The organism is Microbacterium sp. Marseille-Q6965 (assembly GCF_946151065.1).
Taxonomy (GTDB): domain Bacteria; phylum Actinomycetota; class Actinomycetes; order Actinomycetales; family Microbacteriaceae; genus Microbacterium.
Window position 1 is genome coordinate 152926 of sequence record NZ_CAMGZA010000001.1, and the last position, 21855, is coordinate 174780.

The 21855-nt window shown below is 68.9% G+C and carries 21 protein-coding genes; 8 read left to right on the forward strand and 13 right to left on the reverse strand.

Annotated elements, in window-relative coordinates:
- Positions 1 to 47 precede the first annotated feature (47 nt).
- From N8N77_RS00770 to N8N77_RS00790, 5 genes are all read right to left on the reverse strand, one after another.
- On the reverse strand, positions 48 to 509 hold the full coding sequence (locus N8N77_RS00770) for a hypothetical protein (protein ID WP_261163891.1): 462 nt from the start codon (positions 507 to 509) through the stop codon (positions 48 to 50).
- Positions 506 to 2230 carry a hypothetical protein gene (locus tag N8N77_RS00775; protein WP_261163892.1) on the reverse strand — a complete coding sequence of 575 codons (1725 nt, stop codon included), beginning with the start codon at positions 2228 to 2230 and terminating at the stop codon, positions 506 to 508. The genes N8N77_RS00770 and N8N77_RS00775 overlap by 4 nt, the downstream gene beginning before the upstream one ends.
- Positions 2223 to 2570 (reverse strand): hypothetical protein, encoded by a 348-nt coding sequence (locus N8N77_RS00780; protein ID WP_261163894.1) that lies wholly within the window; start codon positions 2568 to 2570, stop codon positions 2223 to 2225. Before N8N77_RS00780 ends, N8N77_RS00775 begins: the two co-directional genes overlap by 8 nt.
- 675 nt (positions 2571 to 3245) lie before the next feature.
- A complete protein-coding gene (locus N8N77_RS00785) occupies positions 3246 to 4304 on the reverse strand; it encodes a metallophosphoesterase (RefSeq protein ID WP_261163895.1) in 1059 nt (352 codons plus the stop codon).
- A 133-nt stretch (positions 4305 to 4437) separates the two neighbouring features.
- Positions 4438 to 5319: a nuclear transport factor 2 family protein gene (locus N8N77_RS00790; RefSeq protein ID WP_261163897.1), complete on the reverse strand. Its 882-nt coding sequence runs from the start codon at positions 5317 to 5319 to the stop codon at positions 4438 to 4440.
- A gap of 169 nt (positions 5320 to 5488) precedes the next feature.
- On the opposite strand from N8N77_RS00790, the gene N8N77_RS00795 reads away from it, so the two are divergent.
- Genes N8N77_RS00795 through N8N77_RS00810 form a run of 4 tightly spaced genes read left to right on the forward strand, consistent with a single transcriptional unit; the run spans position 5489 to position 8413 of the window.
- Positions 5489 to 5845, forward strand: coding sequence for a helix-turn-helix domain-containing protein (locus tag N8N77_RS00795; protein WP_261163898.1), 357 nt, complete (start codon positions 5489 to 5491; stop codon positions 5843 to 5845).
- Positions 5842 to 6675: a macro domain-containing protein gene (locus N8N77_RS00800; RefSeq protein WP_261163899.1), complete on the forward strand. Its 834-nt coding sequence runs from the start codon at positions 5842 to 5844 to the stop codon at positions 6673 to 6675. The genes N8N77_RS00795 and N8N77_RS00800 overlap by 4 nt, the downstream gene beginning before the upstream one ends.
- A complete protein-coding gene (locus N8N77_RS00805; RefSeq protein ID WP_261163901.1) occupies positions 6672 to 7565 on the forward strand; it encodes a hypothetical protein in 894 nt (297 codons plus the stop codon). The genes N8N77_RS00800 and N8N77_RS00805 overlap by 4 nt, the downstream gene beginning before the upstream one ends.
- Positions 7565 to 8413: an SDR family oxidoreductase gene (locus N8N77_RS00810; protein ID WP_261163902.1), complete on the forward strand. Its 849-nt coding sequence runs from the start codon at positions 7565 to 7567 to the stop codon at positions 8411 to 8413. Before N8N77_RS00805 ends, N8N77_RS00810 begins: the two co-directional genes overlap by 1 nt.
- Positions 8414 to 9273: 860 nt before the next feature.
- Here N8N77_RS00810 and N8N77_RS00815 read toward each other — a convergent pair.
- Together N8N77_RS00815 and N8N77_RS00820 are read right to left on the reverse strand one after the other, a co-directional pair.
- Positions 9274 to 10167, reverse strand: coding sequence for a shikimate dehydrogenase (locus N8N77_RS00815; protein WP_261163904.1), 894 nt, complete (start codon positions 10165 to 10167; stop codon positions 9274 to 9276).
- Between the two features lie 48 nt (positions 10168 to 10215).
- On the reverse strand, positions 10216 to 10971 hold the full coding sequence (locus N8N77_RS00820) for an IclR family transcriptional regulator (RefSeq protein ID WP_261163906.1): 756 nt from the start codon (positions 10969 to 10971) through the stop codon (positions 10216 to 10218).
- 109 nt (positions 10972 to 11080) lie between these two features.
- Between N8N77_RS00820 and N8N77_RS00825 the strand changes: the two genes are divergently transcribed.
- The 3 genes from N8N77_RS00825 (at position 11081) to N8N77_RS00835 (ending at position 15449) form a co-directional block, all read left to right on the forward strand.
- Positions 11081 to 12151, forward strand: coding sequence for a Gfo/Idh/MocA family protein (locus N8N77_RS00825; protein ID WP_261163907.1), 1071 nt, complete (start codon positions 11081 to 11083; stop codon positions 12149 to 12151).
- Between the two features lie 30 nt (positions 12152 to 12181).
- Complete coding sequence (locus N8N77_RS00830; protein ID WP_261163909.1) at positions 12182 to 13555, forward strand: MFS transporter; 1374 nt, start codon at positions 12182 to 12184, stop codon at positions 13553 to 13555.
- An 85-nt stretch (positions 13556 to 13640) separates the two neighbouring features.
- A complete protein-coding gene (locus N8N77_RS00835; protein ID WP_261163910.1) occupies positions 13641 to 15449 on the forward strand; it encodes a sugar phosphate isomerase/epimerase and 4-hydroxyphenylpyruvate domain-containing protein in 1809 nt (602 codons plus the stop codon).
- Between the two features lie 54 nt (positions 15450 to 15503).
- Here the strand turns inward: N8N77_RS00835 and zapE are convergent, their stop codons facing one another.
- Positions 15504 to 16532 carry a cell division protein ZapE gene (gene zapE / locus N8N77_RS00840; RefSeq protein WP_261163912.1) on the reverse strand — a complete coding sequence of 343 codons (1029 nt, stop codon included), beginning with the start codon at positions 16530 to 16532 and terminating at the stop codon, positions 15504 to 15506.
- Positions 16533 to 16609: 77 nt separating this feature from the next.
- The gene (locus tag N8N77_RS00845; RefSeq protein WP_261163913.1) at positions 16610 to 17422 is read right to left on the reverse strand and encodes an SDR family oxidoreductase; all 813 of its coding nucleotides are present in this window, start codon (positions 17420 to 17422) and stop codon (positions 16610 to 16612) included.
- A gap of 217 nt (positions 17423 to 17639) precedes the next feature.
- Here N8N77_RS00845 and N8N77_RS00850 point away from each other — a divergent pair, with 217 nt between their 5' ends.
- On the forward strand, positions 17640 to 18143 hold the full coding sequence (locus N8N77_RS00850; RefSeq protein WP_261163914.1) for a DUF3145 domain-containing protein: 504 nt from the start codon (positions 17640 to 17642) through the stop codon (positions 18141 to 18143).
- An 85-nt stretch (positions 18144 to 18228) separates the two neighbouring features.
- Here N8N77_RS00850 and N8N77_RS00855 read toward each other — a convergent pair whose 3' ends face one another.
- The 4 genes from N8N77_RS00855 to N8N77_RS00870 all read right to left on the reverse strand — a co-directional run bounded on the left by N8N77_RS00855 (position 18229) and on the right by N8N77_RS00870 (position 21787).
- Positions 18229 to 19470, reverse strand: a complete 1242-nt coding sequence (locus tag N8N77_RS00855; RefSeq protein WP_261163916.1) for a beta-ketoacyl synthase — start codon at positions 19468 to 19470, stop codon at positions 18229 to 18231.
- Between the two features lie 64 nt (positions 19471 to 19534).
- Complete coding sequence (locus N8N77_RS00860) at positions 19535 to 19780, reverse strand: acyl carrier protein (RefSeq protein WP_261163919.1); 246 nt, start codon at positions 19778 to 19780, stop codon at positions 19535 to 19537.
- 76 nt (positions 19781 to 19856) lie between these two features.
- Positions 19857 to 20855 carry a beta-ketoacyl-ACP synthase III gene (locus N8N77_RS00865; RefSeq protein WP_261163921.1) on the reverse strand — a complete coding sequence of 333 codons (999 nt, stop codon included), beginning with the start codon at positions 20853 to 20855 and terminating at the stop codon, positions 19857 to 19859.
- Positions 20856 to 20869: 14 nt separating this feature from the next.
- Positions 20870 to 21787 carry an ACP S-malonyltransferase gene (locus N8N77_RS00870; protein ID WP_261163923.1) on the reverse strand — a complete coding sequence of 306 codons (918 nt, stop codon included), beginning with the start codon at positions 21785 to 21787 and terminating at the stop codon, positions 20870 to 20872.
- Positions 21788 to 21855 lie beyond the last annotated feature (68 nt).

Consider the following 21855-nt stretch of genomic DNA (forward strand, 5'->3'; position numbering starts at 1 on the left):
GAGAGTGCGGGCGTGGTGAAGACGATCTGCTTCTCCTTGAACCCCACTCACTCCCGGACGAAGTCGGCGACCTCGTCCCAAGCGATGGAGACCCCGGCGTTGCCACGCTCGACCGACTCCGCGAATCCCAGCTCCTGAGCGGGGCGCTGCAGGTCGACGAGATGCTCGGGGTCGACGGTGTCTGGTTGCGTTCCGTCTGCCGCCGACAGCCCGAGGTGGGTTATGTCGGCGTCCTCGCCTGTCGTGTTGACGATGATCTGGAGGATCTCTCGAAGCTCGTCGGAGCTGATGACGTCTCGGTCAACGCGCAAGGTGACCCGGAAGTTGTACGTGAACCCGTCAAGGGAGAAGCTGGCGGCCGCCTCGAGGATGCCCAGATCGGCGCCTTCGAGTGCCGCCGGCACGGTGGACTCGGCTTCGGTGGGAGGGTCGCCGGCGGGTGATCCGCACGCGACCAGCATGCAGGAGGCGGCGGCCAGGGCGAGTGCGATGCGTATCCTTCGTCTCACTCGGCCTGCTCCGTCCATGTGTACTGCTGCTGTTCGACGACCGTGCCGAGGAAGTGAGAGTACCTCTCGGCGAGCTCGTCGTCGTAGTTTCGCGCGGTCTCGGCGTAGAGCTCGCTGTTGTGCGCAGCGGCGAACAGTTCGCCGTTCGGCGCCATGGCGTGCACCACGTGCTTGTCGTCAGCGCTGCCGCCGCCCATGAGGTCGGCGTGTGCGACAGGGTCTGTGAGGTGCTGGTACTCGAGGACAGGTACGCCGGCGGGGATGTGGAAGGTGTCGACGGGCGAGCCAGCTACAACGAGCCCCATTGGCTTCCCCGGAGTAGCAGGATCGGAGACCAGCGCGGCACCAGCGATTCCGCCTTGGCTGAACCCGGGGTAGACCACGAGATCGTTCTCGGTGATCCCGGCGGCGCGCATGGCTTGGACCACCGCGCGCTCGTACTGGGTGTTCGCGCCCGAGTCAGCAAGGCTGTTGCTTATCATCGCGATGTTCGCGTCCAGATCGTTCGTTGCCCCTGCATCCTCGTAGGGGTTGGCGTCCTCGGGGTCGAAGAACCCGGAGAGCCGATTCCAGTCCTGAGTCGAGGGCAAAGTAACGATGTAGTGGTACTGCCCGGTGGCGGGGTCGCTGACCACCTTCTTGATATCGATCACGGTGCGGTCTCGGCCCCCGAGATCGTCGACGAACGTGTTCCCCTCGATGAGTTCGGAGAGTCTACTGATGCGTTCCCCGACGCGCGTGTTCTGTTCCAGCAGGTCGTGTTCCTCCATGTCGAGGTCACCGGGGTGCAGTTCGGTGACCTCCGGATCGGCCACATAGAGGTCTCTAACCGCGTCACGAATGATCTGGCGCAGTGCGGGATGGTAGATCCACTCCTTCTTGGCAAGTTTCGCGAGGGCCGCATCGACGTCGGTCGCGAGCTGGTCGTAGCCGCTGAATTGATCGAGCCATGCATCAACTGCGCCCGCGCTGACGATACTGACGGTGGTGTCGAGCTCGGCGATGATCTCGTTCAGGTTTCGGAGTGACGCTTGCGCCGTGGGGGCGATAGTGTGGAGGAGGACGATCAGTGTGCTGAACTCCACGTTCATCCGGTCGATGAGGCCTTGGCATGCCGCGACGGACTGCCGCGCTTCTCTGGTGAATGCCGGGTCGACGATCCCGCCTGGCGTGAGGCGAGGTTCGCTCACCACTTTCGCGGCTTTGGTAGCGAGATGCTCCAGCGCGCCGAGGACCATGCGCCGCACGGAGACGACGATGCGGGAAGCGTCGTCCAGCGCGTCGGCCGCGCCGCCGACCCACTCGGCGATGGCGCGGGCTTCGGTTTCGAGTTCGTCGAACCGCTTCCGCATCGCCCGGACAGTCCGGCCGTCCATGTCGTCGAGGCGCCTGCGGGTTGCGGCGATGTCGTGGCCGATGTCCTCGACGGCGCCGGCGACGCGCCGCCATCCGACAGCGAACGCTTCGACTGTCCCTTCGTCTCCCTGCAGTTGGGTGACGAAAGCCTGTAGTGGCGCGACGAGTGGCGCAACTTCCGGTGGGAACTGCGCGTCGGCGCCGTACCCGCCCGGCTCGATCGCCCCAGGGGTGAGACCGACAGGTAGGGGCCGGCGATAGGAATCGACCCCTTGCGTCCAGCTTCCGCGCGCGAGCTCCGCGGCGGCGGGATTGATCACCGTTCGCGTCCCGGCGCCGTCATGGGCCATGATCGCGCTAGCCACGGACCCAGTCCGATGCGTCGAGGTCTGCTTCGCGCTTCTTTGCGGCGGACGCGGATTCGAGGTCAGCGTTCTCGAACTCGTCCGCGGCGGCACGGATGCCGAGGCGGAACGCTTCGGTCGCGCGAGACAGCGCGGTCAGGATGTCGGACGCGACCTCCGACAGCGGGACTGCGACAGCGCCGAGCGCGTTGTTCAGCACGCCGAAGGACGACGCGGAGAGCTGAACCGCGGCCGCGTCCGTCGCGGCTTGTGCGGCGCGGTCTTGTGCGCCTGCGAGACGGTCGCCCGTCGCGCGCATCTCGTCCACCTGGACGTTGAAGCCTTCGCCTGCACCGGTCATCTCTCACCCCCGCGATTGAGTGGTCGGTTAGTCAGAGGCTACGCGAGCGCACGGGCGGATCGAATGGGTAGAGGTGCCCGCGCGGGGCGCGCCGCCTGGTCGCTTGCGTCTACGAGAGCGCCTCACGTGTCGCTCGGGAGCATGACCTCCTCTCTTGAGGAGCCGTACTCCGGTGAAGTGCTCGATCGGCTGACTGCGCTTCCGGCCAGGTCGCTGCGGGCTGCGTCGCGACGCGTTGAGCGTGCGATCGAACGGGAGCAAGACCGCGGAGGTACGCGGGCGGCGCGGGGGCTTCACGCATCCGCATATACGTTCCTCGTCGGTGCGCGCCGAAACGCCGGCATGTCCAAGTAGCTGGGCGCACTAGTCAGCGATTCGGCTCAGCCTGTCATGTCGTGTCTCGACCCCCAACGCGGCGCATTGGTGTGGCGGTGTCAAAGGCTGAGGCCCTTGGGGCCTTGCCTGGCAAGCTCTGCGATCCATTCCGGGATCGCTTCGCCGCGAGCCTGCCGGGCTCGCGCGACTACTCGAGCGGCGGCTCGGCGTTCACGCTCGGTGGGCGCCGGCCGCCGCAACGGGGCTCGCTCGACGGCGGGCCCGTCGACACCTGCATCGTGGCATGTCTCAGTCATCTTCGTCGCCGTCGATCCTTGGAGGGGTGGTCGGAGCAAGCTGCTACTCCACTTCGGTTCCGCGCTCGGCCGGGGTGTGGGCATCGCGCCCCCGTCGGGGATGTGGCGGGTGCGAGCTGGCCGTCTCCAGCCAGGTGCGCATCGTTGTGAGCATGCTGTCTGGTGCAGGGAGTGCGCCGGTGGTGAGTCGCCGCAGTGTCTTGAGTTCGACGCCGAGCCGGGCGGCGAGCGCACGGTCATTCACCACGAGTCGTTTCCGCAGCTGCGCGAACTCCGCCCCCGCTCGGTGCTGACGTTGCTCGTCGAGCATCCACGTCTCAAGTTGCCGGGTGGGGATGTCGAGGATTCCGACGGATGGCCCTTGGAACTCGTGGGCGAGGATCTCGCTTCGCGCCCGGATTTCCGTGCCGTCGGGGCGAGCGAGGGTGGCGGTGGCGGTGTGACGCCGGTGGTGATGCCCGGACACGACGACACCGCCGTCGGTGAGTACCGAGGCGATTCGTGCGGTGAACTGTTCCTGGGCGTCGTTCGCGTACTGCGCGTCGACTGCGCTCCACCCGGACTCTAGTTGAGCAAGCAGGGCGGGTTCCCGTATGGCTTCGTGCGCGAAGACGATATCGGCTGTCCCGGGCGCGTCAACCAGCGCGGCAGCCTCATCGTCGGAAGGCACCTCTGCTGGCCACCATTCGAGGCCCCGTCGCCGACGTGAACGGTCGATGCTCGATGCCCCGGAAAGCCACCCGACAGCGCGGCCCGCCGCCGTGGCGCGGCCGCTGCGGGGAAGGATGACGACCCGCCCGATGCGGATACAACCGTGCTCGTCGCGGGGGAGCGAGGCCAGCACGTTGTAGTTCTCGTGGTTGCCGAGCACGACAAGCAAATCAAGGTCAGCGATCCGCAAAGCAGCATTCACGACCGAAAGCGCCGCACCGGCCGCGTCGCCACGCCGCCAGATGAAGCCGAAGTCACCGAGCTGAACCACACTCGAAACGCCCCGCTCAGCGAGAGACCAGATCGCCTCGACGATAAAGCGGGTGTTCCCGTGGGCGTCACCGACAACGCCGACGCGATCGCCTAGGTCGAGCGGCAGCGGAGTGGTCATGGCCTCAGCTTCACATGCACGGCGCCGCCGGACCTGCAAGAGGGGCTAAGGACGGGGGCGGGCCCCTCAGTTGGCGTCGATTCTGAGGGGCCCGGCTGACCGGCGGCGTGCTGTCGGTCGTTGTTCGGTGGCGTCAGAAGACGCCGTTGGTGTGAGGCCGCTCGGTCGGCACGGGGATGACGACGTCCCAGTGCTCGACGATCTTGCCGTCCTGGACGCGCCACAGGTCGTTGTAGATCGAGGGAACACCAAAGTTGCCTTCGGCGCGGGTGAACACGAAGTTGCCCTGTGCGATGACCTGGTGGACCTTCTTGTAGTCGAGCGTCTTGCCCTCTGCCGCCCACTGCTCGACGGCGGCGCCGAAGGCTGCGAGGCCGTCGGCGGCTTCCGGATTGTGCTGGTCGTACTGTTCGGTGGAGATGTAGTCGGTGAGCAGGCTGTAGTCGCCGCCGACGAGGACCTGCTCGGCGAAGTCGGTGACCAGCTGCTTGTTCTCGGCGGTCTTGTCGAGGTCGGTGACTTCGGTCGGGCCGTCGGTCTGGCTGCGACCGCTGGCGGTCTCGCCAACCACCGGGGTCAGGGAGTCCCAGTGCTCGACGATCTTCCCGTCCTCAACGCGCCAGACGTCGTACCCGGTAAGGGCGTCGGGGCCGAAGCCGTAGTAGGTGCCCTGAGTGACGACGAGCTCACCCTCGGCGAGGAGGCGGGCGGGCTCGTAGCGGAAGTTGTCGGGAAGCGAGCCCGCGAGGGTGCGAAGCCCCTCGAGGCCATCGGCGGCGAGGGTGGAGTGCTGGGTGTAGGTCGGGCCGAAGTACTCGTCGATGGCGCTCAGGTCCCGCTCGCCGAAGACAGCGGTCGTTGCGGTGCTGACGATCTCAGCGGGGGTCAGCTCGTTAGCCATGGGGTTCTCCTCAGTTTCGGAATCGGGCGTGGTGGTGTTGGTGCAGCCGGCGAGAACGAAGGCGGCGATCGCGATGCCGCCGATAACGGCAGCGCGATTGGTGGTGCGGGGCATGGCGGGATTCCTTAGGTGTTGCCTTTGCCCTGATCGGGTCTCACCAGGGCGCTTCTTCCATTCCGGGTCCGGCTGGTCGATGCATGAGTTACCATAAGAGACCTACAGGCCCAAAGGAAGTAGGCACCGGAAAGTGCCTTGCTGGTTTTTCTGATACTGGAGGTTGCTCGTGGAGTGGAACCCGTACGACCGCAACTGCCCGACAAGGAAGCTGCTCGATCGGATCGGCGATCGCTGGACAGTCCTTGTCGTCGGAGCGTTGGCGGATGGTCCGCTGCGGTTCTCGGAGCTCGGGGGCCGTATTGACGGCGTCTCCCAGAAGATGCTGACGCAGACGCTGCGCGCCTTGGAGCAGGACGGGCTCGTGCGGCGCACCGTCACCGCTGCGGTGCCGGTCCGCGTCGACTACGAGCTCACCGAGGCCGGACAGACCCTTCGTCAGCCGCTTAAGGCCCTTGAAGACTGGGCGAAGGAGCATATGGGCCCGATCCTTGAGGCGCGCGAGCGCTTCGGAGTTGCGTCATGACGGCTGCTCTGCCGGAACTGGTCGACTACTTCGCCGCGGAACTTCTCGAAAGCACGGGCGCCGCACATGCCACTCCGGCCCCGGACGCCGCGGGCGAGCAGCGGCGGATGCTCGCGGCGCTGCTCACAATTCGAAGGCCGAGGCCGATTCCCGCACACATCCTCGAGGGTGTTGAAGCGCTCCTGGCTCACGAGCGTGAGAACCGCCAGCTCATTCTGGCGGCTGATCTCCCCACCCTCGTCGACGACGGGGTGGAGCTGCCCGGCTTCCCAGCTGACCGGGTGGGCTTCTGGCGAGGCGACCTGACCACCCTGCAAGCGGACGCGATCGTCAACGCCGCGAACTCTCAAATGCTGGGGTGTTTCACGCCGGGCCACGCCTGCATCGACAACGCCATCCACGCAGCCGCCGGGCCTCGACTGCGACTCGAATGCCACGAGCACATGCGAGCGCAAGGCCATCTGGAACCGACAGGGACGGCCGTGGTGACCGGTGGCTATCAGCTGCCGGCCTCCTACGTCATCCACACCGTAGGTCCCATTGTGACCGGGGCGCTCAATGAGGGTCACCGCGCCGCTCTCGCTTCGAGCTACCGCAGCATCCTCTCCGCCGCCGAACAGCACCCCGCTATCGCGAGCGTGGGGCTTTGCAGCGTCTCCACTGGCGTGTTCGGCTTCCCCAAGGCGCCGGCCGCCCAGATCTGCCTCGAGGCCATCACGGAGCACTTTGGGTCCCACCCGGACAGCACGCTGAGGGTGATCGTCAGCCTCTTCGCCGACGTGGACGAGGCCGCATACCGCGGCGCCCTGGAAGGTGTGGTCGCCCGATGAGCCGCCATCATCACTCGTTCCCGCAGCTGGTCGCCGGTGACGGTTCCCTGGGTGACGCCCTGTCATGGATCCGCGACGCGGATCGTGTCCTCATCGGCGCCGGCGCGGGTCTTTCTGCGGCTGCCGGGTATGACTACACCGACAAGGCGCGGTTTCGTGAGCTCTTTCCGGCGCTCAGTGCCGCCGGGTTCAGCGCGCGATACGAACTCATCGGCCACCCGTTGCCGCCCCGATACAACTGGGGCTACTGGGCCGTGCACGTCGACGATATTCGACTCGGAGACGAGCCCAACCCGCTCTACCAGGCCCTGCGGAACGTCGTCGGCGACCGCGAGCACTTCGTCATGTCATCGAACGTCGACGCCTTCTTCACCCGCAACGGCTTCGACCATGACCGCGTCTACACGCCGCAAGGCGACTACGCGCTCTACCAGTGCCTCACCCCGTGCACTCGGCAGGTGTGGGACGCCCGCCCGATCATCGCCCACGCGCTCAAGGACTACGACCCCGCAACCGGTCAAACCTCCGAGGCGGCAATCCCCAGTTGCCCCAACTGCGGCGGCGACGTGTTCCTCAACGTCTACGCCGGCGCCTGGTACATCAACGACCACTTCACCCCTCAGCTCGACGGCCTGAACGCGTGGCTCGGTCAGACCCGTGAGCGCGGCGAAAGCCTCGCGATCCTCGAGATCGGCAGCGGCTTCAACACCCCTGGCGTCATCAGGTGGCCGATGGAGCGTCTTGCCGCCCACATTCCTGGGGCAAAGCTCATCCGCATCAATCGCGACCACGCCGGCGTCCCCGCGTCCCTGGCAAGCCAGAGCGCCAGCATCGACGGCGACGCCGCGGACCTCATCCACCAGCTCGCAACCACCAACAGGAACATCTGATGAACACCGCCCCTATTGCCGTCACTGGCGCCACCGGCGTCCTCGGCGGCTTCGTCGCGCAGCAGCTCGCAAACCGCCACCTTCCGCAGCGCCTCCTCGTGCGTACCCCTGCGAAAGCGCCGATCCTGCCCGGCGCCACCGTGTACCCGTTCAGCTACGCCGATCAGCACGCCTCCCGGAACGCCCTTGAGGGCGTCGATACCCTCTTCATGGTCTCTGCTTCTGAGAGCGCCGAGCGAGTCAACCAGCACCGAGCATTTATCGACGCGGCTGCCGCCGCAGGCGTCCGTCACGTCATCTACACGTCCTTCATCGGCGCCGCTCCTGACGCAACCTTCACCCTCGCCCGCGACCACTACGCCACCGAGGAACACATCAAGTCCTCGGGAATGACCTGGACGTTCCTCAGGAACTCCTTCTACATCGACTTCATGGAAGCCCTGATCGGCGACGACGGCATCATCCGTGGCCCGGCCGGTGATGGGCGCTGCGCCCTCGTCGCCCGGTACGACGTCGCACGCGCGGCCGCCGCGATTCTCGCCAGCCCGACCGAGCACGCTTACAGAACCTACGAGATCACCGGGCGTGAGGCGCTCACGCTTGCCGAGGTCGCGCACGTCATCAGCGAAGCCCGCGGGAGAAAGGTGACCTTTTACGACGAGACGATCGAGGAGGCATACGCATCCCGCGCCGGTTACGGTGCGCCCAGCTGGCAGGTCGACGCCTGGGTGAGCACCTACACGGCCATCGCGAGCGGCGTCATGGCCCCCGTCAGCGACGCGATCAAAACGATCACCGGAACCCCTCCCCGCACCCTCGCCGAGCACCTCGCCGAAAAGTACTCATGAATCTTGAGCAAAGCCACGCCGTATTCCTCGCGATACAGGCCCGCGAGGACAAGGATCAGCGCCCGGATCAAACGGCTCTCGCCTCCGGTCTAGGTCAGCCTGACATCCGCGGCACCAGCGATGGGACGCGATTCCCAACCGCGAGCGATCGATAATGAGTTGGATCCGGGACGATACCCGACGGAGTGGGTAATCCACGCGCAGATCGCACTGGCCGGCGCAACTCCGTCTCCGCTCGCCGCGATCGCGCTCGAACGTGACTGGGTGCCGCGCGTCCCACAACTGTGAGGCTAGACACGCAGGGATCAGAGCGGATGCGCCTAAACAGTGCTTCCGGCACGCCTGATCACGCCAGCTCAGTTCAATCTAGGAGGGCCGTCCCATTCTGGAATGAGTTGCAGCGATCGTCGTGACGTTCAACTGCCGCGTAGATCTACGGATGTTGCTCGACGAAGCACTCAGACAGGATCGCGGCTTGCCTGCGCACCACCGAGACGTTCGTCTCCAAGCCGGGGCCATCGGCCTGGGTGGCAACGGGGCGCGACCCGTCTGGGAGATTGGGTGAAGGACAGCGAGGATCGCCGTGACGTCCTGAACGAAGATCGATGCTAGCTCGTCTGGCGTCCACTTACCGTCCACATTCGCCATCGCGTCCTGTTAGCGACACGTAGAAACTGGTGCTGTACCGGGGCTTTCCCTTACGATCACTAGGGACAAGGGCCGACGCTCGGTGCGTGCAGAACTCGACGATCCGCGGGTTCGAGTCCCGCCCGCCCCACCGACTCGAGGGCCGCCCCGCTGCAGTCCGGACGCTTCTCAAAAGCGCGCGGAGAAACGACCCGCGGAACGGTCGGCGCGGGTCAGACCGCCGTGCCCGCGCGCTCGTCCGCGAGCCGATCGCGTACCAGGCGGGCGATGTGAGCGAGCATGCGCTCCGTGTCGGGTTCCCTGCCCGTGATGAGGCGGAAGGCATCGGCGGCTTGGATGGCGGTCATGTCGGCACCTCCCACGATGCGGGCGCCGCGTTCCTCCGCTCCCTGCAGCAGTTCGGTGCGTGCGGGGAAGTACACGATGTCTGCGACCCAGTGTGATGCGCGGACGGCGTCGAGAGGGACCGGCGTGCCGGGGTGGCCGACCATACCGACGAATGTCGCGTTGATCAGTCCGTCGGCCCCCGCGAGGGCTTGGGCGGCGCCATCCAAGCCGGCCCCGACGACCTCGACCTCTCGTCCGACGAGGGAGGCGGCGAGGCGTTCCGCGCGGGCCGCGTCCAGGTCACGGATCTCGAGGCGCGAGACGCCCATCGCGAGCAGGGCGTGCGCCACCGCCGAGCCGGCACCGCCCGCGCCCAGCTGGAGCACGCGGTGTCCGCGGACATCCCCGACGCCTCGGCTGATCATCCCGGCGAACCCCGACACGTCGGTGTTGTGTCCGACCGTGCGCCCGTCCGGCTCGAACACCACGGTGTTCACCGCGCCGATCGCCGCGGCCTGATCGGAGAGCGCATCCATGAGCGGCACGACCCGCTGTTTCAGCGGATGCGTGATGTTGAGCCCCGCGTATCCGAGGTCGCGCGCCGCCGCGATCAACCGTGCCGGGTCCTTCTGCCGGAGCACATCGACGTCGAACAGCTCGTAACGCAGCGAGAATCCCTGCTCCCGCGCCTCGGCCTCGTGGAGCAGGGGCGAGAGCGACCGCTGGATGCCCGCTCCGATCAGCCCGACGCGTAGGGGGGTGGGACGCTCTGTCGTCACGGTGGATCCTCTCGTTTGGGAGACGGCGCCGCGTGGCGCCGCTGTCGGTCAGGGGCGCGGCAGGAGGGCGCCGAGCCGGGCCGCCGCGTCGCGAAGCGCCGGGGCGTGCCTCTGCAGTCCCGCAAGGTCGACGCGGAACAGCGGCGCGGCGATCGCGAGCGCGAGGGTCGGCGACGTGCCGTGCGGGACGACCGCAGCGATCGCGCTCATGCCCGCGTCATGCTCCTCGCTCTGCCCCGCCCAGCCTTGGCGGCCGAATCGTTCGAGCTGGGCGAGAAGCTCGTTCTCGCTGGTCACAGTCGCGGCGGTCCGGGCCGAGAGGCGCAATCGCGCGACGGTGTCGCGCCGTTCGCGCTCGGGCAGGGCGGCGAGCAGCATCTTGCCCGCGGCGCTCGAGTGCAGCGGTCCGCGGTCGCCGGGGTCGGTGGTCGTGCGGAACTGGGGGCCGTCGATCTTGTGAACGGTGACGGTCTCATCCCCGTCGCGGGCAAGCAGGAGCACGCTCTCGCCCGTCTGGCGGCTCAACTCGCGCAACACCGGCAGGGCCGTGCCGTCGAAGCCGCGGGCGTGCGCGACGCGCGTGGCGAGGGCGAACACCGGGATGCCCAGCCGATATCGCTTGTCGGTGGGGGAGTACTCGACGAAGCCACTCTCGGTCAGGGCATGCAGGAGCCGGTAGGTCGTCGAGAACGGGTGCCCGAGCCGGGCGACGACCTCGGCGGCCGTGGCGCCCTCGGGGAACTCGCCGAGCAGTCGCAGGGCCTCGAGCCCTTTCGCGACGGTGCCGCCCGCATTCGTCGACATCGCACTCCCTCGTTCCGTGCCGCTTGACGTGCTCGCCCTCGACCACGATAGTGTGATCCCACTGTTTAGCAATGATTGCCGCATAATGGCAACTCAAAGGAGAGATGCGATGCCAGCGCACATCGCCGTGATCGGTGCGGGCCTCATCGGCCGCCAGCACATCGCGCGGCTGCTCGCCCACGAGCGCGTCGACAGGGTGACGGTGATCGACCCCGTTCTCGCGTCGGGGGCAGCGGTTCCGCCCGAGCTCGAGGGAGCGCACCTCGGTGACCCGGAGCGCGTGTACGCCGAAGCCGATGGCGTCATCATCGCGACGCCGAACGTCCTGCACACCGACGTGGCGCTGCGCGCGGTGGCCGCGGGCACGCCGGCCCTCGTGGAGAAGCCGCTGGCCGACACCGAGGAGGAGGCCCTCCGGATCATCGAGGCCGCGGACCGCGCGGGAGTGCCGATCCTCGTCGGCCACCACCGCCGCTACTCGGGGGTGCTGCGCACCGCGCGGCAGATCGTGGAGTCGGGAGAGCTCGGTCCGCTCGTGGCCGTCACGGGCTCGGCCCTTTTCAGCAAGCCTGCGTCGTACTTCGAAGAGGCACCGTGGCGCCGCGAGGAGGGCGGCGGGCCGTTGCTGATCAACCTCGTGCACGACGTGGACGCGATGCGCTACCTGGCGGGCGAGGTCGTCCGCGTGCGGTGCGTCGCCTCCTCGCAGGCGCGCGGATTCGAGGTCGAGGACACCGCGGCGCTCACGCTGGAGTTCGCCTCGGGTGCGCTCGGCACCTTCATCCTCTCGGACGCCGCATCGTCGTTCCGCTCCTGGGAGCAGACCAGCGGTGAGAATCCCTCGTACGACCGTGCCGAGGACGAGGACTGCTATCACCTCGCGGGTCGCCTCGGCTCGCTCTCCGTCCCCACGCTGCGCCGATCCCGGGCCGTCGGGGAGGCGTCGTGGTGGCGCCAGGCCGAGCGCGATGTCGTGCCCTTCGCCGCCGTCGACCCCCTGACGGAGCAGCTGAACCACTTCCTCGACGTTGTCGACGGCGCCGCCGCGCCCCTGGTGACCGCACGCGACGGGCTGCAGTCGCTGCGTCTCGTGCTCGCCGCCCGCCGTTCCGCCGCCGCCGGCGGCGCTCCCATCACCGTTCCCGCACCGCCGGCGCTCACCGCGTCGACGGCGCCCTGACGTAATCCCGACTGATCAAAGGAGATCGACATGACCCACGCACCACAACCCGAAGCCCCGGCACGGACGCCGCGGCGCGCCGCCATCGCGAGCTGGATCGGATCGGCGCTCGAGTACTACGACTTCGCCGTGTACGGCACGGCCGCGGCGCTCATCCTGAATCACCTGTTCTTCCCGGAGGATGCACCCACCGCCGTGAGCGTGCTGCTGGCGATGGGCACCGTCGGCGTGGCATACGCCGTACGGCCGCTCGGCGCGCTGCTGATGGGGCCGCTCGCCGACCGGCTGGGACGCCGCTTCGTCCTCATGCTGACTCTGTTCATGATGGGCGGCGCGACCTTCGCCGTCGGGTGCCTGCCGACGTACGAGGAGGTGGGGCTGCTCGCCCCCGTGCTCCTGGTGATCTGCCGAATCCTCCAGGGCCTGTCGGCGTCCGGTGAGCAGGCCAGCGCGATCTCCATCTCGCTCGAGCACTCGGACGAGAACCGCCGTGCCCTCACGACGAGCTGGACGCTGCACGGCACACAGTTCGGCACGCTGCTCGCCACCATCGTCTTCATCCCGTTCACCGCGTTCCTGCCGGAGCCGGACCTGCAGGGATGGGGCTGGCGCGTCCCCTTCTGGGTCTCGGCCGTCGTGGTCGTGGTGGCCTACCTCATCCGCCGGAGCCTGGAGGAGCCGCCGCGGTTCGAGGAGGAGGTGCAGCACGGCGAGCGCCGGGTCTCGCCCCTGACCCAGGTGCTGAGGTTCCACAAGCTCGCGGTGCTGCGGGTCGCCGTCGCGGCGATGGTCAACACGGTGAACATGATCTTCACCGTGTGGTCGATCACGTTCGCCACCAACGGCCACGGCCTGGACCGGTCGCAGATGCTGTGGATTCCCGTTCTCGCCAACCTCGTCGCGCTGGGTGCCATCCCGGTGGCAGCACGCATCGCCGACCGGGTCGGGCGGCGCCCGGTGTTCATCGTCGGCGTGGCGGGCCCCGGTCTCCTCATGTACGCGTACCTCTGGGCGATCGCCGAGGGCGCGTGGCCGCTCATCTTCCTGTTCGGCATCCTGATGTCGGGACTGCTGTACTCCGCCTCGAACGCGATCTGGCCGTCGCTGTACGCCGAGATGTTCCCCACCCGCGTGCGTGCCACCGGGCTCGCGCTGGGCACCCAGATCGGTTTCGCCGTCTCCGGTGCGCTCGCCCCCGCGACCGCCACGCTCCTCGCAGGGGAGCAGCTCGACGGCTGGCTCCTGCCCGCGGTGTTCGTCAGCGCGATGTGCCTCGTGTCGATCATCGCCGCGGTCGCCGGCCGGGAGACGGCATTCCTCACCCTGGAGCAGATCGACGAGGTCCACACGCGTGGCGGGGAGAAGACCGCCGCGGCCAAGGGGCTGCAGGACACGAAGGCGTAAGCGGCGCGAGCCGGGCCGGGTGGCTCGCCACCCGGCCGGGCTCGCCGCTGACCGCGAAGCGGCGAGACGAGAGGAAGGAGCAGTCGTGAGGACAGCCATCGCGACCGTCTGTTTGTCGGGCACGCTGGAGGAGAAGCTGGAGGCGGCCGCGGCCGCGGGATTCGACGGCATCGAGATCTTCGAGCTCGACCTCGTCGTGTCTCCGCTCAGCGTGCCGGAGATCGTCGCCCGCACGCAGCGTCTGGGGCTCACGATCGATCTCTACCAGCCGTTCCGCGATCTGGAGGGCGTCGACGAGGAGATGTTCCAGGACAATCTGCGCCGGCTCGACGAGAAGCTCGCGCTGATGGAGCAACTGGGGGCCGACACCCTCCTCGTGTGCTCGAACGTGGCCACGGCGACGACGGACGACACCGCCACGCTGGTCGATCAGCTGCGCCGCGCCGCGGAGCTGGCGGCACGGCGCGGGATGCGCATCGCGTACGAGGCCCTCGCGTGGGGCACTCACGTCAACACGTACGGGCGCGCCTGGGAGCTGGTCCGACGGGCTGACCATCCGGCGCTCGGCGTGTGCCTCGATTCGTTCCACATCCTCGCCCGCGGGGACAGTCCCGCGGCGATCACCGACATCCCCACGGAGAAGATCTTCTTCGTCCAGCTCGCGGACGCGCCGGCGCTCGACATGGGTCTGCTGCCGTGGAGCCGGCACCACCGGCTGTTCCCCGGCGAGGGCGACTTCGATCTGACGGAGTTCGTTGCTCAGCTCATGCGCGCGGGTTACGACGGCCCCCTCTCGCTCGAGATCTTCAACGACGTCTTCCGCGAGGCGGACGCCGTCGAGACGGCGGTCGACGGCATGCGCTCGCTCATCTGGTTGCAGCAGCGCGTTCGTGGCGCTCTCGGCTCGGGAAGCGCGGAGGCCGCCGCGCTCACGGCGGTCCCCAAGATCGATCCGGTGGAGCGGTTCGACCACGTGGAGCTGCGCACCGACCGTCCGAGCGATGTGGGCGACGTTCTGACAGCGCTCGGGTTCGTCTTCGTGGGTCAGCACCGGCGCTCGCAGGCGCAGCTCTTCGAGAACGGCGACGCGCGCGTGGTGATCAGCCCGGCAGCGGCGGGCGGCACTCGTGTCGCGTCCGTCGCGGTGCGCCTTCCCGACGCGGTCGCCGCGGCTCAGCGCGCCCAGGCCCTCGGTGCACGGCGCGTGTCGCGCCCCGTTCCCGACGGTGAGGCGGAGCTGCCGGGCGTCGTCTCACCCGGGGGCTGGGAGCTCGTGTTCGTCGACGACCGGTCGTCCGGATGGATGCAGGAGTTCGGCCGTTCGTCGTCAGTGTCGGTACCGGGAGACTTTCGCATCGATCACGTGAACACCCCCGAAGCGAGGACGCGCTTCGATGCCGCAGCGCTGTTCCTCGAGTCGATGCTGCGGGTGGAGGCACGCTCGGAGGCGGATGTCGCCAGTCCGCGAGGTCTCGTTCGCAGCAAGGTGTTCGAGTCGCCCGCCCGCGGCATCCGCTGGGTTCTCAACCAGGTGCCCAGCACGCTGGGTGCACTGTCGTCGACCGGGTTCTCGGCACACGTGGCGTTTGCGACGGACGACGCCCAAGGGGTGGCGGCGCGTCTCCTCTCATCGGGCATCACCCCGCTCCGACCGCCCGAGAACTACTACGCCGATCTCCGGGCGCGGTTCGGTTTCGACGACCAGACGCTGGCGCGGTGGCGCGATCTGGGGATCCTCGTCGACCGCGATGGGACCGGCGAGTTGCTGCACTTCTACACCGGCGATCTCGGCGGCCTGTTCCTGGAGGTCGTGGAACGGCGTGGCGGATACACCGGGTACGGTCCGGGGGACGCGCCCGTCCGCATCGCGGCTCAGGCCGCCGTGCGCCGCTGAGGCGTGCGCGGCATCCTCCGGGGCCACCTTCCCGCGCGGATCGGCGCGGTGACATCACCGCCCGCGCGATAGGGCCGCGTCCGCCGTGCGCACGAGCTGCAGTCTGCTCGCCATGCGGAACGCGTCGGGGCGCTGCGACGCATCCGCCAGGAACCTGTCGAGGTCGACCGCGGCGAAGAAGCGGACCGGGACGTCGGCGTCGACGAGCACATCGACCAGGTTGATGAAGCGCTGCTGTGCCTGCGGATCGGCCGCGCCGAAGGCAGGGATGCCCGTGATCGCCCAGCGCGTGTACTGGCGGGACCACTCCAGGTACTCCGCGGTCGACGTGGGTGTGCGGCAGAGCTGATCGAACGTGGCCGTCAACTCGCCGCCCTCCGCAGACGTCACGAGGAAGGCGCGGCCCCGCACGTGGATGGCCTTCGGCTCGGGTGCCGCGCGCGGAGGCGGCGTGGTCGACCAGGTGCCGGAGGCGAAGCCACGCGTGTGATCGTGCTCGAGCGTGCGGTAGTCGATCGGTGCCCGCAGCGCACAGACGTCCATGTTGCCCTTGATGAGGGCGATGCCGGGCTCGGCGGTGTGATGCCAGATCGGGTCGGGCAAAAGGTCGTCTGGCGCGTAGTTCGAGGTGGCGACGACGGTGAGTTCGAGGGTGAACACATGCTCGAGCAGTCGCGTGAGCAGGCGAGCGTCTCCCGAGTCGTGCAGATGCAGCTCGTCGAAGAGGAGAAGGCGGCTCTCGCCGATCACGTCGTCGAGGGCACGTTCGAGGGCGCCCGGCGCGCTGCGGTGCGGGAAGACCCGGCGGTGGAGCTCGTCGAAGAAGCCATGGAAGTGAACACGGGTCTTGCGGCGGATCGGCAGCGCGGTGAAGAAGGCGTCGGCCAACCACGTCTTCCCTCGACCGGCGTCGCCATGCAGGTACAGACCCCGCGCCGGCTCACGCTCCGGTGCGGTACCGGAAAGATCGCTCCCGAGCGCGGCCAGTCGGTGCAGCACGCCCTGCTGATCGGGGTCGAGCGCGAACCCCTCGGCTGCCGCCGCCGCCTCGACCGCGCGAACGAGCCCGTGTGTCGGTGTCACGCCTCCAGCGTGGCACGGAGTGGGGGAATCGCCTGCACGTGCGGACGCCCCCGCACCGCACCGCGGCGGCCGCCGCGTCAGACACTGCGCCAGTCGTCGCTCTCGAGGCTGGCGCCCGCCATCGGGCCCATCTGCAGCATGCCGCCGTCGACGGGCCAGCTGGCGCCCGTGACGTAGGAGGCGGCGGGGGAGCAGAGGAACGCGATCACCGCGGCGATCTCCTCTGGCACGCCGGGCCGCGCGATCGGGATGCCGGGTCGCCGCGTCTGCGACGCCTCGCTCGGGTCGATTCCCGTCATGGGGGTGGCGATGAGGCCGGGCGCGACGGCGTTGACCGTGATGCCGTGATCGGCCAACTCGATCGCCATGGTCTTGAGCAGCCCGCCGAGCCCGTGCTTCGAGGCGTCGTATGCCGAGGAGCCGACCTTCGGCTGGTGCTCGTGCACGCTCGTGACGCCGACGATCCGGCCGCCACGTCCGGCCGCGACCATCCGCTTCGCCGCGCGCTGCATGACGACGAAGGCGCCCTCGAGATCGGTGGTCACGGTGCGGCGCCAGGTTTCCAGATCGAGGTCGACGAACAGCGTGCTCTCACCGGTGCCGGCGTTGTTGACGAACACGTCCACGCCGCCGAGCTCGTCCGCCAGCGTGTCGATCACGTCGCCGCACGCGGGAATGTCGGTCACGTCGAGGTGCGAGACGACGGCGCGCCGGCCCTCGGCCTCGACAAGACGCGCGGTCTCACGCGCGCCCTCCTCATCGCTGTGCCATGTCACGCCGATGTCGAGGCCCGCCCGGGCGAGCGCGACGGCCGTGGCCCGGCCCATGCCCGAGTCGGAGGCAGTGATGATGGCGGTCTGGGGGGTGAAGTCTCGCGTGTCGGTGCTCATGGCGGCATTCCACGGCACGCGCGCCGACATCAAAAGCGCCTTGACAACCTCCGACGTGTGGAGGCACCGTCGCGGTTGAGAAGCGCCTCACGCCGCAGAATGACGCGCTTGTGATTAGCGCGGGTGTGGGCGATAATCGAGGCGCAACCGAACACTTCTGTCAGCCGGATCGCCGGTCAGGTCGTAGGGGAAGACGTACCTGACGAACGGAGAGATCATGGCGACACCACAGGCGCGCGGAGTGGTCTACATCCACTCCGCGCCGAAAGCGCTGTGTCCGCACTTGGAATGGGCGGTCGGGCGGTCACTGGGCCGCGCCGTCGCCTTCGAGTGGGCGGACCAGCCGATGATGCCCGGCGCGCGCCGCGCGGAGTTCTACTGGGAGGGGCCGGCGGGTACCGGCGCCGCGCTGGCGACCGCGATTCGCGGTTGGGAGCACCTGCGCTTCGAGGTGTCCGAGGATCCGACGCCGCGCAGCGACGGCGGCCGGTGGATGCATACGCCCGACCTCGGTATCCACTACGCACAGATGGACACGGCCGGCAACGTCGTCATCCCGGAGGACCGCATCCGTTACGCGATGGAGGTCGCGGCGGGCGACGCGTTCGAGCTGCAGCGCGAACTGTCGATCGCTCTGGGCGCGGCGTGGGACGAGGAGCTGGAGCCGTTCCGCCACGCGAGCGACGAGTCGCCCGTCGTGTGGCTGCACAAGGTGGGCTGAGCCCCCCGCGCCGCGCAGACGGCATGGAAGACTTGCGGCCGCCCGGTGAAGGATCCCGGGCGGCCGCAGTGCGTCGGTCGACGCGTCAGTCGTCGTAGGAGGCGAACGCCGCCACGGCGTTGTGTCCGCCAAAGCCGAAGGAGTTGCTGATCGCCAGCTGCGGGCCGTCGCCCAGAGGCTGCGGCTGCGACGAGGCGCGCACCGGGATCTCCGGGTCCTGGTTCACGAGGTTGATCGTCGGGGGAGCGACGCGCTCCTTGACGGCCAGCACGGAGAAGACCGATTCGATGGCGCCCGTGCCGCCCAGAAGGTGGCCCGTGGAGGCCTTCGTCGCGGAGATCGGGATCTCGTGCACGCGGTCGCCGAACACCGACTTCAGCGCCGCGTACTCGGCCACGTCTCCCACCGGGGTCGACGTCGCGTGCGCGTTGATGTGCGTGACCTCGTCGGGCGCCGCGCCGGCCTGCTCGAGCGCGAGCTTGACCGCACGGGCAGCGCCCTGACCCGAGGGGTCGTTGGCCGTGATGTGGTACGAATCCGCCGTCGTGCCGGCACCGGCCAGGCGTGCGTAGATCTTCGCGCCGCGCGCCAGTGCGTGCTCCTCGGTCTCGAGGATGAGCACGGCAGCGCCCTCGCCCATGACGAAGCCGTCGCGGTCGGAGGTGAACGGGCGCGACGCGGTCTCCGGGGAGTCGTTGCGGCGCGAAAGCGCCTGCATCGACGCGAACGCCGCCACCGTGATGGGGTGGATCGCCGACTCGGTGCCGCCCGCGATCACGACGTCGGCCAGGCCGAGCTGCATGTGCTCATAGGCGCTCGCGATCGACTCGACGCTCGACGCGCAGGCGGAAGCGACCGTACGGGCGAAGGCGCGCGCGTTGAAGTGCAGCGACAGGTTGCCGGCCGCGGCGTTCGGCATGAGCATCGGGACGGTCATCGGCATGACCCGACGCGGTCCCTTCTCACGCAGGGTGTCCCACGCGTCGAGAAGCGTCCAGACACCGCCGATGCCGGTGGCGAAGTCGACGCCCAGCCGCTCGGGCGCCACCTCGGGGGCACCGGCGTCCTGCCAGGCCTCCATCGCCGCGACCATCGCGAACTGCGAGGCCGGGTCCAGGCGCTTCGCCATGGGTCGGTCGAGCACCGTCTCGGGCCGGACGACGGCCTCGGCGGCGAAGGTGACGGGGAGCTGGTACTCCTCGACCCAGTCGTGCTCGAGCGTGCGAGCGCCCGAGGCGCCCGCCAGCAGGTTCTGCCAGTTCTCCGGAGCGGTGCCGCCGATGGCTGACGATGCGCCGATTCCGGTCACGACGATGCGCTTGGTCATGCTGTGGTTCCTCGATCCGGGACTGTCGCGGCGCCACGCCCGCGTGGGCGTGGCGCCGGCGCCGTCACTGGTTGTTGGTGATGAAGGAGACGGCGTCCTGCACCGTCTTGAGGTTCTTGACCTCGTCGTCGGGGATCGTGACGCCGAACTTCTCCTCGGCGTTCACCACGATCGTCATCATGGAGATGGAGTCGATGTCGAGGTCGTCGGTGAACGACTTCTCGAGCGCCACCTCCGAAGCGTCGATGCCGGTCTCGTCGGTGATCAGCTCGGCCAGGCCGGCGAGGACCTCGTCGTTGGTGAGTGCCATGGTGTCTCCTCAGGCGTGTTGTGGGTGGATGGGATCGAAAGAACCGACGCTCAGTCTATGAGCGCCCGGCGCGGGTTCAGGGGAGGACGACCACCTGTGCCGCGAACACGAGGCCGGCGCCGAAGCCGATCTGCAGGGCAAGTCCGCCACTGAGCTCGGGCCTCTCCTGCAGCAGCCGGTGCGCGGCGAGCGGGATGGAGGCGGCGGAGGTGTTGCCGGTCGTCGTGATGTCGTTCGCGATCGCGACCGTGTCGGGCAGCCCCAGCTGCTTCGCGAACTCGTCGACGATGCGCATGTTGGCCTGATGCGGGATGAACGCCGCCAGATCCTCCGGCTTCACGCCCGCGTTGTCGAGCGTCTCCTTGGCCACCTTCGCCATCTCCCACACCGCCCAGCGGAACACGCTCGGGCCCTCCTGACGGAGCGTGGGCCACGCGGCCTCGCCGTCGCGGAACTGGGTGAGCGTGGCGTTCATACCGACCAGGCCCGCCTTCGACCCGTCCGAACCCCAGCTCGTCGCCGAGACGCCGGGCGTCTCGCTCGGGCCGAGCAGCGCCGCGCCCGCGCCGTCGCCCAGCAGGAACGAGATGGACCGATCGGTGGGGTCGACGACGTCGCTGAGCTTCTCGGCACCGATGACCATGGCGTAGCGAGCCCCGCCCGAGCGGATGAGCGCGTCGGCCTGGGCGATGGCGTAGCAGTACCCGGCGCATGCGGCGTTCATGTCGTACGCCGCCGCGGGGGTGGCGCCGATCCGGTCGGCCACCACGGCCGCGATCGACGGCGTCTGCTGCACGTTGCTGATGGTCGCGACGATCACCAGGTCGATCTGCGCGGGGTCGATGCCCGACTTCTCCACGGCCTCCTGCGCGGCGGCCGTCGCGAGCTCGAGGGCGCCCGTCTCGCGGTTCGCCCGCGTGCGGGTGACCACGCCGGTGCGCTGGCGGATCCACTCATCGCTCGAGTTGATCGGTTCGATGAGGTCCTCGTTGGGGACGGCGTTCTCACCGCGCGCGGCGCCCATCGCGTAGATGCGGGAGTGCGCGGCGCCGGTGGATTCCTTGAGAAGGGGCATGCGGGTCTTTCCGTTCAGGCGGTCGCGAGGAGCTCGCGAGCGGCCTCGAGGTCTTCGGGAGTCTTGACGGCGACGGACGGCACGCCCTTCAGGCCGCGCTTGGCGAGGCCCACGAGGGCGCCGGCGGGGGCGAGCTCGATGATGCCCGTCACGCCGCGCTCGGCGAACGACGCCATGCACAGGTCCCAGCGCACCGGGCTGGCCACCTGGTGCAAGATGAGCTCCAGAGCACGCGCGCCGGTGCCGACGGGCTGGCCGTCGCTGTTGCTCCACAGCAGCATGCCCGGGTCGGAGGCCTCGGCCGCCACCGCGTGGACGGCGTCGCGGAGCGCCTCGCGGGCGGGTGCCATGTAGCGGGTGTGGAACGCGCCGGCGACCTGAAGCGGAATCACCCGGGCGCCACGCGGCGCGTTCTCGGCGAGGCGCGCCAGATCGGCGCGGGCGCCCGCGGCGACCACCTGGCCGCCGCCGTTGTAGTTGGCCGGCTCGAGGTCGTTGTCGGCGATCGCCTGCAGCACCTGCTCCTCGACACCGCCCACCACCGCGCTCATGCCGGTCTCGGCGAGCGCGGCGGCCTCGGCCATCGCGCGGCCACGCGCGCCCACCACGCGCATCGCAGCCTCGTCGGAGATGACGCCCGCGGCGGCCAACGCGGCGAGCTCGCCCACGGAGTGACCCGCCACGCCCGCCGGGCGGTCATCCGACGCGGTGAGCGCCGCCCACGACAGCAGGCTGGCGGCGACGATGAGGGGCTGCGCCACGCTCGTGTCGCGGATGCGATCGGCATCCCATTCGGTGCCCGCGGCGAGCAGGTCGACCTGGGCCGCGTCGGAGTACGACTGAAGGCGCTCACGCGCCCCGTCGAGCTCGAGCCAGGGGGAGAGGAATCCGGGAGTCTGCGACCCCTGTCCGGGGCATACGACGACGATCACTCTGCAAGTCTGCCAATCATCCGGGGCGCTCCGGTGGAGCTGGCCTCACAAGAATCGGGAAAAGCGTT

Bases quoted from the DNA above. Each gene is read 5' to 3' on its own strand.
- N8N77_RS00820 (WP_261163906.1), bottom strand. From the start codon at position 10,971: ATGTCGACGAATGCGGGCGGCACCGTCGCGAAAGGGCTCGAGGCCCTG.
- N8N77_RS00855 (WP_261163916.1), bottom strand. From the start codon at position 19,470: ATGACCAAGCGCATCGTCGTGACCGGAATCGGCGCATCGTCAGCCATC.
- N8N77_RS00790 (WP_261163897.1), bottom strand. From the start codon at position 5,319: ATGCCCCGCACCACCAATCGCGCTGCCGTTATCGGCGGCATCGCGATC.
- N8N77_RS00780 (WP_261163894.1), bottom strand. From the start codon at position 2,570: ATGACCGGTGCAGGCGAAGGCTTCAACGTCCAGGTGGACGAGATGCGC.
- N8N77_RS00825 (WP_261163907.1), top strand. From the start codon at position 11,081: ATGCCAGCGCACATCGCCGTGATCGGTGCGGGCCTCATCGGCCGCCAG.
- N8N77_RS00830 (WP_261163909.1), top strand. From the start codon at position 12,182: ATGACCCACGCACCACAACCCGAAGCCCCGGCACGGACGCCGCGGCGC.
- N8N77_RS00845 (WP_261163913.1), bottom strand. From the start codon at position 17,422: ATGAGCACCGACACGCGAGACTTCACCCCCCAGACCGCCATCATCACT.
- N8N77_RS00860 (WP_261163919.1), bottom strand. From the start codon at position 19,780: ATGGCACTCACCAACGACGAGGTCCTCGCCGGCCTGGCCGAGCTGATC.
- N8N77_RS00850 (WP_261163914.1), top strand. From the start codon at position 17,640: ATGGCGACACCACAGGCGCGCGGAGTGGTCTACATCCACTCCGCGCCG.
- N8N77_RS00785 (WP_261163895.1), bottom strand. From the start codon at position 4,304: ATGACCACTCCGCTGCCGCTCGACCTAGGCGATCGCGTCGGCGTTGTC.
- N8N77_RS00865 (WP_261163921.1), bottom strand. From the start codon at position 20,855: ATGCCCCTTCTCAAGGAATCCACCGGCGCCGCGCACTCCCGCATCTAC.
- N8N77_RS00800 (WP_261163899.1), top strand. From the start codon at position 5,842: ATGACGGCTGCTCTGCCGGAACTGGTCGACTACTTCGCCGCGGAACTT.
- N8N77_RS00810 (WP_261163902.1), top strand. From the start codon at position 7,565: ATGAACACCGCCCCTATTGCCGTCACTGGCGCCACCGGCGTCCTCGGC.
- N8N77_RS00805 (WP_261163901.1), top strand. From the start codon at position 6,672: ATGAGCCGCCATCATCACTCGTTCCCGCAGCTGGTCGCCGGTGACGGT.